Here is a 10,955-nt window from a genome sequence, read left to right on the forward strand (position 1 = left end):
CCCTTTGGCGACTTGGAGGCCACGAAAGCGGCAAGAGTTTGACTTTTTTCGCTGCCACCGAAAGCCGGCTTCAGCGGCGTTTCGCATGCGATGGCGTGCTCAGCCCTTGTCGGCGATGGCGTCCTTGGCGGCCTGCCGGTGCGCCGGGGTGATGTGGGCGCTGACGGCAGTGATCGCGGCAGTGAGCACGGCGATGTCATCGGTGAAGCCCAGCCCGAGGACGAAGTCGGGGATGACGTCCACCGGCAGCACGAAATAGCCGAGCGCGGCCAGCAGAATGCCCTTGGCGCGCAGCGGCGTGTTCTTGTCCATGGCGCAGTAATAAGAGGCCACGACCTCTTCCATGAACGGGATCTGCCGCGCGGCCTTCTTGGCTGTCCGCCAGAATTTCTCGCGTACTTCGTTCTCGTCGGCGAGCTTGCCGCCAAAGCCGAAGAAATCAAAACCGGATTGTCGCGCCATCAGTGTCTCCTTGCAGGGCCCATGCGCAACCCAGCGCATGCCCGCGAGCGAAAATGTGGTGAAAGGCGACCCCTACTGCAAGATACCGGCGCATTCCTCGACCCGAAAGTCGGAATCGGTGTTTGCCGCGCGGACCTACGGTTCAAGGGGATGCCGGCCTACAAAGGCGCTCGTCAAGCTGGCAATCGCCTCTTTGGAGATTAGTGGAAACGCCCCTCCCGTCGTCATTCTAGGGCGAAGCAAGGAGCGAAGCGACGCGGCGCAGACCCTAGAATCCATGCCGTGACTCGAGAGCGACGCAGCGGTGCTGAATTCTGCTCCGCTGCACCCTCCGCCACCGTCGCGGCATGGATCCTCGGGTCTGCGCGTCCGCTTCGCTCCCGCTCCGCCCGTGGATGACGAAGCGGGGGTTGCGCACCTTTGGATCTCCTTAACCCGCAAAGCGGTTCATCTTCTTCGCCAGATCGATATCGAGCGCGGTAACGCCACCGGCATCGTGGGTGTTGAGCGTCACGTCGACGGTCTTGTAGATATTCGACCAGTCGGGATGATGGTCCATCTTCTCGGCGGCAAGCGCGACGCGGGTCATGAAGGCGAAAGCCTCGGAGAAATTCGCGAAGGTGAATGTGCGCTTGATGGAGGCGCCATCCGCCGCCAGTGCCCAGCCCTCGAGCCCGACCAATGCCGCGGCGATTGCGTCCTTGCCCAGTTTCTCTCTCGTCATGTCAGCTTCCCGTGCTATTTCGGCTCAAGTCCTCACCATAGCGTCGGATCGATGAGCGCGAAGCCCATAAATTCCATTCTTTTCGTCTGCCTCGGTAACATCTGCCGGTCGCCACTGGCGGAGGGCATCTTTCGCGCGGTTTGGGCCGAGCGCCAGCCGGGCCGGAATATGCTGCTCGATTCAGCCGCCACCAGCGGCTGGGAAGTCGGCTCGGCGCCCGATCCACGCTCGATCGCGGTTGCGGTGCGTCACGGCGTCGACATTTCCCGACAGAGAGCGCGCAAGATCACACCGGAGGATTTCTCCCGCTTCGACCTGATCCTCGGCATGGACCGGTCGAATGTCGCCGACCTGAAAGCGCTGGCGCCGGCGGCCATGCGCGATCGCATCCATCTGTTCCTGGAATTCGCCCAGGGAAAAGCGCGCGAGGTGCCCGATCCCTACTATGACGGAGCGGAAGCCTTCGCTTCGGTCTACCGCATGATCCGCGAGGCGTCGGAGGCGCTGGCGACAAGGCTGGAGGCGCGGGCATCCGTGCCCGACAGCGGCCAGGCTTCCTCGACGATGTAGGGGCCGCCGCCGACCGAATCGCGCGACGACATCAGCACGAAACGGCCGATGCGAAACGGCAGCGTCGAGAAATTGCCGCGTGCCGACAGATACTGGGCGACGTCCAGCGGGGTCGAATTGCGCAGCCTTGCAAGTGTGACATGCGGCATGAACTTGCGCGGGTCGGCGGGGATGCCAAGCCGCTGGCAGATGCGGTCGATCTCGCCCTGAAGGGCGCCAAGATCGGGAGAAGCGGAAGCGCCGGCCCACACCGCGTGCGGTTTTTTCTGGCCGAAAGCACCGACGCCGGACAGGTTCAGCGAGAAGGAGGGGCGATGGACACGGTCGAGCGCGTTGGCGATCTCGTCGGCGACATGGCCTGGGACATCGCCGATGAAGCGCAGCGTCAGATGGTAGTTCTCGACGTCGATCCAGCGGGCGCCTGGCAGGCCGCCCCGCAGCAGGGACAGCGAAAGGGCGGCGTCACGCGGAATTTCGAGGGCGGTGAAAAGACGCGGCATGAAGAGCCTCCCTTCCTCGAATCGAACTGTACCCATAGCGAATCATCGATAGTCAAACGGGGCAAGATGTTTGTTGGTCACAGTCCTTGCTAAAAAGCTTCCCCAACGGAAACAGCTCCAGTCCCCCTCACGAACCGCCCGGCACCGCCGCGATGGCCTTCTCGACCGTCGGCAGGATGCGTTCGACCATGTGGTCGACGCCTTGCGGGCTCGGATGCAGGCCGTCCTCGAGCTGCATGCCGGGCTGGCCGGCGACGCCGTCGAGAAAGAACGGGTAGAGCGCAACCTCGTATTTCTTGGCCAGGTCCGGAAATATGGCGTCGAAGGCGTTCTGGTAGTCGGCGCCGAGATTTGGGGCGGCTCGCATGCCGGCCAACAGCACGGCGATCTTGCGCTGTTTCAGCTTGCCCAACATCTCGTCCAGGTTCTTCCTGGTGATATCGGGCGAGACGCCGCGCAGCATGTCGTTGGCGCCGAGTTCGAGAATGACCAGTTGCGTGCCGTCGGGCACCGACCAGTCGAGCCGTGCCAGGCCGCCGCTCGTCGTGTCGCCGGAGACGCCGGCATTGGCGACGGTCACATCATGGCCCTTGGCGCTCAGCGCTGCCTGCAGCCTGTCGGTAAAGCCCTGGTCCGGGCCAAGGCCGAAGCCCGCCATCAGACTGTCACCGAAGCCGACGATCTTGAACGGCTCGGCCCGCGCCGACGGCAGAGCGCCGCAAATGGCGAGGAAAACGATGAAGCCTGCGGCAATACTGCGTTTGAAAGACATGCGGCAGGCCCCATATGAGCAAGGAATTCTTCCGGCGGCGGCTTCCGGCAAGCAGAGCCTTCATCCCTAGATATAGGACGCTTTCATTTTGACAGAAGCCGTCATTGTGCTGAAAGATGTATCACTGACCCTTGGCGAGGGGGCCTCTTCCGTCCATGTGCTGAAGGGTGTCAGCCTCGATGTGGCTGACGGAGAGGCGACCGGCATCGTCGGGCCATCTGGTTCGGGCAAGTCGACATTGCTGATGGTTCTGGCAGGCCTGGAAAGGGTCGATTCGGGCACGGTCCGAATCGCCGGCGAGCTTCTCAACGGCAAAAGCGAGGATCAGATTGCTTCGTTTCGCGGCCGAAACATTGGCATCGTGTTCCAGTCCTTTCATCTCATTCCCAACATGACGGCGCTCGAAAATGTCGCAGTGCCGCTGGAATTGGCTGGCCATGCCGATCCGTTTTCGGTGGCGGCGCGCGAGCTGGCTTCGGTTGGCCTCAGCGACCGCGTCACCCATTATCCCGGTGAATTGTCGGGCGGCGAGCAGCAGCGCGTGGCGATCGCCCGCGCACTGGCGCCGTCGCCGCGCATTCTCATTGCCGACGAGCCGACCGGCAATCTCGACCAGGCAACGGGGCGGCAAGTCGCCGATCTATTGTTTGCCAAGGCGGCCGAGCGCGGCATGACATTGATTCTGGTCACCCATGATCCGGCCCTTGCGGCACGCTGTTCGCGCCAGGTTTCGATGCGGTCCGGTCGGATAGAGGCGCCGGCACCCCTCAAGGTAACCGCCTGATGCCGTTGTCGCAGACGCTGAGGCTCGCGGTTCGCTTCTCGCTGCGTGAGATGCGCGGCGGCCTGTCCGGCTTCCTCATCTTCCTCGCCTGCATCGCGCTCGGCGTCGCGGCCATCGGCGGTGTCAACTCGGTGGCGCGTTCGATCACCGCCGGTGTCGCCAATCAGGGCCAGACGCTGCTTGGCGGCGATCTCCGCTTCCAGATCAACCAGCGTGACGCCAGCCAGGCCGAACGCGGTTTCCTGGACGGGCTAGGCACCGTTTCCAGAACCGCCAGCATGCGCTCGATGGCGCGTCTCGCCGACGGATCCGACCAGGCGCTGGTCGAGGCCAAGGCGGTCGACGATGCCTATCCACTCTACGGCGCGCTGGACACCGAGCCGGCACTGTCGAAGCAGGAACTGTTCGGCGAAGAGTTCGGCGTTTTCGGCGCCGCGGCCCCCGATCTTTTGTTCGAGCGGCTGCATCTCAGGATCGGCGACCGGCTGAAGCTCGGCACCGCCACTTTCGAACTGCGCGCCAGGCTGGTCACCGAACCGGACGCAGTGTCCGACGGTTTCGGCTTTGCGCCAAGGCTGATGATCTCGACCGAAGGGCTGGCCGCCACCGGACTGATCCAGCCGGGTAGCCTAGTCGAAAATGCCTACAAGATCCGCCTGCCGGCCGACGCCGACGAGGCGCGGCTCAAGGCCATCCAGGATCAGGCGGCCAAGGATTTTCCCGAGGCCGGCTGGTCGATCCGCACGCGCAGCAACGCCGCTCCCGCGCTATCGTCCAACATCGAGCGTTTCTCGCAGTTCCTGACGCTGGTCGGGCTGACGGCGCTGGTCGTCGGTGGCGTCGGCGTCGCCAATGCGGTGCGCGCCTATCTCGACGGCAAGCGCGGCGTCATCGCCACCTTCAAGAGCCTGGGCGCTTCGGGCGGCTTCGTCTTTGCCGTCTACCTGGTGCAGATCCTGATCATTGCCGCGCTCGGCATTGTGCTCGGACTGGTGCTGGGCACGCTGATGCCGTTCGCGGCGAGTGCGGCCCTTCATCAGGTCATTCCGGTGCCGGCGGCAGGCGGCTTCTATCCCGGCGCGCTCGGCATGGCGGCGCTGTTCGGCCTGCTGGTGACGCTCGCCTTCGCGCTGCTGCCACTCGGCCGCGCCCGCGACGTGCCGGCCACCGCGCTGTTTCGCGAGATGGGGCTGGAAGGCCGCGGCTTCTCGCGTCCGGTCTATGTCGCGGCGGCTGTCGGCATCGCGCTCATGCTGGCGGCGCTGGCAATTCTATTCTCGGGCGACCAGCGCATCGCCTCGATTTTCGTCGGCGCCACCATCTTCGCCTTTCTGGTGCTGCGCCTTGTCGGCGCGCTGGTGCAATGGGCGGCCAGGAAGAGCCCGCGTGTGCGCTTCGTAGCGCTGCGGCTCGCCATCGGCAATATCCATCGGCCGGGCGCCTTGACGCCATCGGTTGTGCTGTCGCTGGGACTTGGGCTGACGCTGCTGGTGACGCTGGCGCTGATCGACGGCAATCTCAGGCGGCAGATCTCCGGCAGCCTGCCGGAACGGGCGCCGAACTTCTTCTTCGTCGATATCCAGAGCAGCGATGTCGATGCCTTCTCGGCGCTGGTCGGCAAGGAGGCGCCGCAGGGAACACTCGCCAAGGTGCCGATGCTGCGCGGCCGGGTGATGGCGCTGAACGGCGTCGATGTCGACAAGGTGAAGGTGCCGGCGGAAGGCGCATGGGTGCTGAAGGGCGATCGCGGGCTGACCTATGACGCCAAACAGCCGGAAAACGCCACACTGACCGAGGGCAGCTGGTGGCCCGACAATTATAGCGGCGAGCCGCTGGTCTCCTTCTCGGCCGTGGAAGGCAAGGAAATCGGGCTGAAGCTCGGCGACACCGTCACCGTCAATGTGCTCGGCCGCAATGTCACAGCCAGGATCGCCAATTTCCGCCAGGTCGAATGGGAGACGATGGGCATCAATTTCGTCATGGTGTTCTCGCCCAACACCTTCACGGGCGCCCCGCATGGCTGGATGGCGACGCTGACCGAAAAGAATGCCTCGACGGCAGACGACGCCCGCATCCTCAATGCCGTCACCCGCGCCTTCCCGGCGGTAACGACGGTGCGGGTCAAGGATGCGCTCGAAATCGTCAACCGGCTGGTCGGGCAGCTCGGGACGGCGATCCGGGCCGCGGCCGGCGTGGCGCTGATCGCTTCGGTGCTGGTGCTGGCCGGTGCGCTTGCCGCCGGCAACCGGGCGCGCATCCACGATGCGGTGGTGCTGAAGACGCTGGGCGCGACACGCACGACGCTGATATCAGCCTTCTCGCTCGAATACATGCTGATCGGGCTTGCCACGGCGATCTTCGCCCTGGCCGCGGGCAGTGCGGCTGCCTGGTTCGTCGTCGCCCGGATCATGACATTGCCGTCGCATTTCATGCCCGAGGTGGCGGTGGCGACCATTCTGTTTTCGCTTGTCATCACGGTCGGCATAGGTCTCGCCGGCACCTGGCGGGTGCTCGGACACAAGGCAGCACCCGTACTGCGCAACCTGTGACCTCAGGCCTGGAACGGCCATCCCGGATTAAATCTTGGTAGGAATGCCGTCCGGAAAGCCGAGGAATCGGCACTTCGGTGTCTCACGAAGCATTACACCCGGTTACGGTCTTGTTCTTGGCGCGAATAACCATCATATTTCGCCACAGGCATGCTGGAGCCCTGCCAGCGGCGCCTGGGTCCGGAAGGATCTGACACCGGACGGGGCAGAAGCAATAGAGGACTACAATGGCTGATCCCATTCGCAACTACCAGACGCGCGCCGTGCCCGGCGTCGGCGTCGGTGCTGACATCGATCAGGGCCTGCGCGCCTATATGGTCAAGGTCTACAACCTGATGGGGCTTGGCCTCCTCATCACCGGTCTTGCCGCAGTCGGCACGATCATGCTGGCCACCACCACCGATCCGGCTTCGGCTGTCGCGACGCTGCCAAGCGGCGAGATGCTGACTTCCTTCGGCTATGCGATCTTCGGCTCGCCGCTGCGCTGGGTGGTGATGCTGGCGCCGCTCGCCGCCGTGCTGTTCCTGTCGTTCCGCGTCCAGTCGATGAGCGTTTCGGCGGCGCAGACGACGTTCTGGGTCTATGCCGGCCTTGTCGGCCTGTCGCTGTCGTCGATCTTCCTGGTCTACACCACGGCCAGCATCTCGCAGACCTTCTTCGCCACCGCCGCGGGCTTCGGCGCGCTGTCGCTCTATGGCTACACGACCAAGCGCGACCTGACCGCGATAGGCTCGTTCCTGATCATGGGCGTGTTCGGTCTGATCATCGCAATGGTGATCAACATCTTCCTGCAGTCGTCGGCGCTGTCCTTCGCTGTTTCGGCGATCGGCGTGCTGATTTTTGCGGGCCTGACCGCCTATGACACGCAGAAGATCAAGGAGATGTATTTCGAGGGCGATGCTTCGGATATCGCCGGTCGCAAGGCGATCATGGGCGCGCTGAGGCTCTATCTCGACTTCATCAACCTGTTCATGTTCCTGCTGCAGTTCATGGGCGACCGGCGCTAGGCTTTGTCTGGATCATGATCTGACTGGACCATCGAGTTCCAGAAGGGCGGCCCAACGGCCGCCCTTTTCTTTTGTATCGGTCCTTGCTGTTATTGCGGGCAAGGAAATGGCATGCATAAATTATGAGCAGCATTACGATTCGAGTAGCGACAGCGGCCGACCTCGACCGGATCACGGTAATCTATGCCGACGCAGTGACTCAAGGCACCGCCAGCTACGAGTTGGAGCCACCCAGCCGTGCCGAGATGGGCGCCCGTTTCGACAGTTTGATAGCCGGCGGCTTTCCTTATCTGGTGGCGGAGAAGGATGGCGCCGTGCTCGGCTACGCCTATGCCGGTGCTTTCCGGCCGCGTCCCGCCTATCGCTTCATCGTCGAGGATTCGGTCTATATCGCGCCCGAGGCCAAGGGCCAAGGCGTCGGGCTCAAGCTGATGCAGGGCCTGATCGAGGCGGCGGAAGCGGCGGGCTTTCGCCAGATCATCGCCGTGATCGGCGATGGCCGTTCAGACAGCGCCTCGGTGCGATTGCACGAAAAGCTCGGCTTTCGCCATTCGGGACGCCTTGAAGGTTCCGGCTTCAAGCACGGGCGCTGGCTGGACACCGTGTTCATGCAGCTGTCGCTGAATGGCGGGGCATCGGCGCCGCCTGATCCCGAATCGCTGCCGGAGAGGAAGTTCCGCGAGGGGCTAAGAGGGAAATGAACTGAGGAATTGAAGAATTGATGAACTGAAGATCAAAGAAACAGCGGCTATGAATCGCGCTGCGGGCTTCTCATCAGTTCATCAATTCTCCAGTTCTTCAATTCCCCTGCTCCATTCCCCGCTCAGGCCTCGACAAGCTTCAGCTTGCTGTCGAATATCCCAAGCACCCGACCGAGCTCCTGGCCGCGCTTCAAGATGCGGCCGCCGGCGGCAATGACGGCAAAAGCGCCCTGCTTGCGGGCCAGTTTCGGATCCTTGACGATCTGGAACAGCGGCACTTCGCTGGTGCGGCGGAACACGGAAAACACAGCGCGGTCGGTGAGATGATCGATGGCGTAGTCACGCCATTCGTTGGCGGCGACCATGCGTCCGTAGAGCCTGAGGATCTGGTCCAACTCACGCCGGTCGAACCGCACCGGCTGATCGAGGCGCTCGCGACGCGCCTCGTGCAGCGGGATCAATATTGCGGATGCGTCCCCATCCCCCGTCCCGCCGCTGTCATCGGTCATGCCTCGATCCTTCAAAATGAATCTTTGCCAACCAAAGTTGGCGTGTTCGCGGCTGAATTGCAAGACCCGGCGAAGCAGGGCGGCGGCGCGCTGTTTCCGCAACGTCCAGTCACTTTTATGAAACGCCTTGTTGGAATTGGTGATGCTTCGCCACATTTCTGCCTTTTTTTATCCGCGCTCATGCCCCAATGTCCGACGAATTTACCGACGTTGCCTGAGACGGTTCGGTCCGGCACCGGCTCGTAAACCCCAAGCCCCCCGCCCACGGGTCTGCGTCGGATCGAACCAACCTCGGCTCTTCTTCAGGAGAGCCGGGTGCGACGATCCCAAAACCTAAATGACCGACGTCAGAAGCAAGCTGACGTCGGTTTTTTATTGGGTGAAACGACTTCGCATTACCGCGACGTCGTCATCCACGGGTCTGCGCTGCGTCGCTCCGCTCCTGTTTCGCCCCAGGATGACGAAGGCAGGATCGTTTCGGCGAATCTGTTACGGCTTGTGAATGAACGCTGCGCCAAGAATGGGACCGGGCATGCCGTCCTTGCCGACGGACTGTAGCAGCACGGCGCAGCCGCCCTTCTTGGCGATCTCGCTCATTGGCAGTTCGTAGCGCTGCGCCTTGCCGTGCCACATGCCGGCGGTCTGGATGCCGGTGACCGCATTCCAGTAGGTCATCATGTGGCCGGTGTTCTCGCCCTTGCCGATCTTGATCGTCTGCGGCGGGTCGAAATAGACGATGACGACGTGGGCATCGCTGGGGCCGCTGCCGGCATCGCCGGCGTCGATCATGACGCGGTCGCTGGTGCGGCTGACCTTGATGGCGACGCGCATGCCTTCGCCGCTCTTGGCCATGCGGGCGAGCGCGCCATCGACCTCGCTGCGGCTGGCGCCGTTGACGTGGACGCGGCCGTTGATGACGGCCTGCGGCGTATAGACGGAGCGGCTGCCGAAGGCGCGCATATAATCATATTGCCGCTCGGTGTTCTCCTTGCGGCTCAGCGTGTCTTGCCAGCCGAGATAGTCCCAGTAGTCGACATGATAGGCGAGCGCGACGATGTCTTCCTTGGCAACGAGTTCAGCGAACAACGCATCGGCCGGGGGACAGGAATTGCAGCCCTGACTGGTGAACAATTCGACCACGCCCAATGGTTTGTCGATCTGAGGCTTGTCAGCTTCGCCGGCATGCCCGGCGTCGGCAAACGCCGAGAAGGCCAGCGCAAGGGCTGCCAGCCACAATGTTTTTCCCGAGGCCATGGTCATTCCGATTCCCGCCGGTGGTGCCGGCTTTGTCTTGATTGCTGAAATATGTGGCAGAACCGGAAGTCAACGGGAAGTCACGTTGCGGTGAAATTTTGCCATTGCAGCCGACCGCAACGGCACGATAGGGCGGTTCATCGTTTCACCGAAACGCCGAGCCGCTCTATCTCTTTGGTTTGACGCAATTTCGGACCGAAAACCGCTTCACACTTTTCCTGAAATTGCTCTAGGAGAAGGTCTGCGCTTCAGGATAGAAACCGATTCGGGCGGCAATCACGATGTGGCAAACTCTTTTGGCGCCGATCGACCTCTATTGCGAGCGAACCGGGCCGGAATTCGGGTCCGAACCGGTCAATGCCCTGACGAACCTCGCCTTCATTGCCGCCGGCCTGTGGGGCGTGCGCGAGGTGCGAAGGCTGCGCACCGGCACTTTCGCCGAAGTGCTGGCCTGGTGGGTGGTGGCCATCGGCATCGGCTCGACGATCTTCCACACCTTTGCCACCAGGGGCACGGTCTGGGCCGACGTGCTGCCGATCGCCGGCTTCACGCTGGCCTACACGCTGTTCAATTTGCGGCGCTTCCTCGGCCTGCGATGGGGCAAGGCGATCGCCATCTTCATTGCCTTCTACGTGATTGCCGGGGCGATAACCCTGGCCGTGCCGGACTGGCTGCGCCAGGCCTCGAACGGCACGACGGGCTATCTACCGCCGTTCCTGGCGCTGGCCTTCTTCGGCGCGCTGGTGGCGGCCAGCGGCAATCGCGCCGGCTGGTACAATCTTGCGGGATCGGCGATCTTCGTCGTCTCCGTCATCTGCCGGATGATCGATCCGCTGGTCTGCGGCAGCTTTCCGCTCGGCACGCACTTCCTCTGGCACATCCTCAACGGGCTGATGCTCGGCGTGCTTCTGGCAGCAGCGGCGCGTTTTGGGACGCCGAAGGCTAGGCAGTAGGCAGTAGGCAGTAGGCAGTAGGCAGTAGGGGCCTCTATTCCCTACTGCCTAGTCCCTATTCCGTCGACCGTGAACAATCCGGCCCCTAAGCGGCGACCGGCTTGGGCCGGAGTTGGAAGAGAGCGATCAAGAGGGACAAAAAACCCTTCAGCCACCTGAGCAGGAGGGAG

Annotated in this window: 12 protein-coding genes; 6 read left to right on the forward strand and 6 right to left on the reverse strand. The window is 63.0% G+C overall.

All coding sequences use genetic code 11. The features are described from left to right. Positions 1-99 precede the first annotated feature (99 nt). Both NKJ06_RS23230 and NKJ06_RS23235 read right to left on the reverse strand, forming a co-directional pair. On the reverse strand, positions 100-462 hold the full coding sequence (locus NKJ06_RS23230) for a YkvA family protein (protein ID WP_352632219.1): 363 nt from the start codon (positions 460-462) through the stop codon (positions 100-102). Positions 463-892: 430 nt separating this feature from the next. Continuing rightward, positions 893-1,186: a 4a-hydroxytetrahydrobiopterin dehydratase gene (locus NKJ06_RS23235; protein ID WP_352632221.1), complete on the reverse strand. Its 294-nt coding sequence runs from the start codon at positions 1,184-1,186 to the stop codon at positions 893-895. Positions 1,187-1,237: 51 nt separating this feature from the next. Here NKJ06_RS23235 and NKJ06_RS23240 point away from each other — a divergent pair, with 51 nt between their 5' ends. Next, on the forward strand, positions 1,238-1,756 hold the full coding sequence (locus NKJ06_RS23240) for a low molecular weight protein-tyrosine-phosphatase (RefSeq protein WP_352632223.1): 519 nt from the start codon (positions 1,238-1,240) through the stop codon (positions 1,754-1,756). On the opposite strand, the gene thpR is transcribed toward NKJ06_RS23240, so the two are convergent. Beyond that, the gene (gene thpR, locus NKJ06_RS23245; protein ID WP_352632225.1) at positions 1,660-2,256 is read right to left on the reverse strand and encodes an RNA 2',3'-cyclic phosphodiesterase; all 597 of its coding nucleotides are present in this window, start codon (positions 2,254-2,256) and stop codon (positions 1,660-1,662) included. The two genes, NKJ06_RS23240 and thpR, sit on opposite strands and share 97 nt — an antisense overlap. A 127-nt stretch (positions 2,257-2,383) precedes the next feature. After that, positions 2,384-3,028, reverse strand: coding sequence for an arylesterase (locus NKJ06_RS23250; RefSeq protein ID WP_352632227.1), 645 nt, complete (start codon positions 3,026-3,028; stop codon positions 2,384-2,386). A gap of 88 nt (positions 3,029-3,116) precedes the next feature. Here NKJ06_RS23250 and NKJ06_RS23255 point away from each other — a divergent pair, with 88 nt between their 5' ends. From NKJ06_RS23255 to NKJ06_RS23270, 4 genes are all read left to right on the forward strand, one after another. Beyond that, positions 3,117-3,812: an ABC transporter ATP-binding protein gene (locus NKJ06_RS23255; RefSeq protein WP_352632229.1), complete on the forward strand. Its 696-nt coding sequence runs from the start codon at positions 3,117-3,119 to the stop codon at positions 3,810-3,812. After that, complete coding sequence (locus tag NKJ06_RS23260; protein WP_352632231.1) at positions 3,812-6,361, forward strand: ABC transporter permease; 2,550 nt, start codon at positions 3,812-3,814, stop codon at positions 6,359-6,361. The genes NKJ06_RS23255 and NKJ06_RS23260 overlap by 1 nt, the downstream gene beginning before the upstream one ends. A 227-nt stretch (positions 6,362-6,588) precedes the next feature. Further along, the gene (locus tag NKJ06_RS23265) at positions 6,589-7,368 is read left to right on the forward strand and encodes a Bax inhibitor-1/YccA family protein (protein ID WP_352632233.1); all 780 of its coding nucleotides are present in this window, start codon (positions 6,589-6,591) and stop codon (positions 7,366-7,368) included. 122 nt (positions 7,369-7,490) lie between these two features. Then, positions 7,491-8,069 carry a GNAT family N-acetyltransferase gene (locus NKJ06_RS23270; RefSeq protein WP_352632235.1) on the forward strand — a complete coding sequence of 193 codons (579 nt, stop codon included), beginning with the start codon at positions 7,491-7,493 and terminating at the stop codon, positions 8,067-8,069. Positions 8,070-8,191: 122 nt separating this feature from the next. Here the strand turns inward: NKJ06_RS23270 and NKJ06_RS23275 are convergent, their stop codons facing one another. Together NKJ06_RS23275 and NKJ06_RS23280 are read right to left on the reverse strand one after the other, a co-directional pair. Further along, on the reverse strand, positions 8,192-8,578 hold the full coding sequence (locus NKJ06_RS23275; RefSeq protein WP_292643711.1) for a DUF2794 domain-containing protein: 387 nt from the start codon (positions 8,576-8,578) through the stop codon (positions 8,192-8,194). Between the two features lie 489 nt (positions 8,579-9,067). Next, a complete protein-coding gene (locus NKJ06_RS23280; protein ID WP_352632237.1) occupies positions 9,068-9,838 on the reverse strand; it encodes a DUF1223 domain-containing protein in 771 nt (256 codons plus the stop codon). Positions 9,839-10,113: 275 nt separating this feature from the next. Between NKJ06_RS23280 and NKJ06_RS23285 the strand changes: the two genes are divergently transcribed. Beyond that, positions 10,114-10,785: a ceramidase domain-containing protein gene (locus NKJ06_RS23285; RefSeq protein ID WP_352632239.1), complete on the forward strand. Its 672-nt coding sequence runs from the start codon at positions 10,114-10,116 to the stop codon at positions 10,783-10,785. The last annotated feature ends 170 nt before the right edge of the window (positions 10,786-10,955 follow it).

Origin of the sequence: Mesorhizobium sp. M0293 (assembly GCF_040321735.1) — a bacterium.
Classification (GTDB): Bacteria; Pseudomonadota; Alphaproteobacteria; order Rhizobiales; family Rhizobiaceae; genus Mesorhizobium.

Bases quoted from the DNA above. Each gene is read 5' to 3' on its own strand.
- NKJ06_RS23230 (WP_352632219.1), bottom strand. From the start codon at position 462: ATGGCGCGACAATCCGGTTTTGATTTCTTCGGCTTTGGCGGCAAGCTC.
- NKJ06_RS23235 (WP_352632221.1), bottom strand. From the start codon at position 1,186: ATGACGAGAGAGAAACTGGGCAAGGACGCAATCGCCGCGGCATTGGTC.
- NKJ06_RS23240 (WP_352632223.1), top strand. From the start codon at position 1,238: ATGAGCGCGAAGCCCATAAATTCCATTCTTTTCGTCTGCCTCGGTAAC.
- thpR (WP_352632225.1), bottom strand. From the start codon at position 2,256: ATGCCGCGTCTTTTCACCGCCCTCGAAATTCCGCGTGACGCCGCCCTT.
- NKJ06_RS23250 (WP_352632227.1), bottom strand. From the start codon at position 3,028: ATGTCTTTCAAACGCAGTATTGCCGCAGGCTTCATCGTTTTCCTCGCC.
- NKJ06_RS23260 (WP_352632231.1), top strand. From the start codon at position 3,812: ATGCCGTTGTCGCAGACGCTGAGGCTCGCGGTTCGCTTCTCGCTGCGT.
- NKJ06_RS23265 (WP_352632233.1), top strand. From the start codon at position 6,589: ATGGCTGATCCCATTCGCAACTACCAGACGCGCGCCGTGCCCGGCGTC.
- NKJ06_RS23270 (WP_352632235.1), top strand. From the start codon at position 7,491: ATGAGCAGCATTACGATTCGAGTAGCGACAGCGGCCGACCTCGACCGG.
- NKJ06_RS23275 (WP_292643711.1), bottom strand. From the start codon at position 8,578: ATGACCGATGACAGCGGCGGGACGGGGGATGGGGACGCATCCGCAATA.
- NKJ06_RS23280 (WP_352632237.1), bottom strand. From the start codon at position 9,838: ATGACCATGGCCTCGGGAAAAACATTGTGGCTGGCAGCCCTTGCGCTG.
- NKJ06_RS23285 (WP_352632239.1), top strand. From the start codon at position 10,114: ATGTGGCAAACTCTTTTGGCGCCGATCGACCTCTATTGCGAGCGAACC.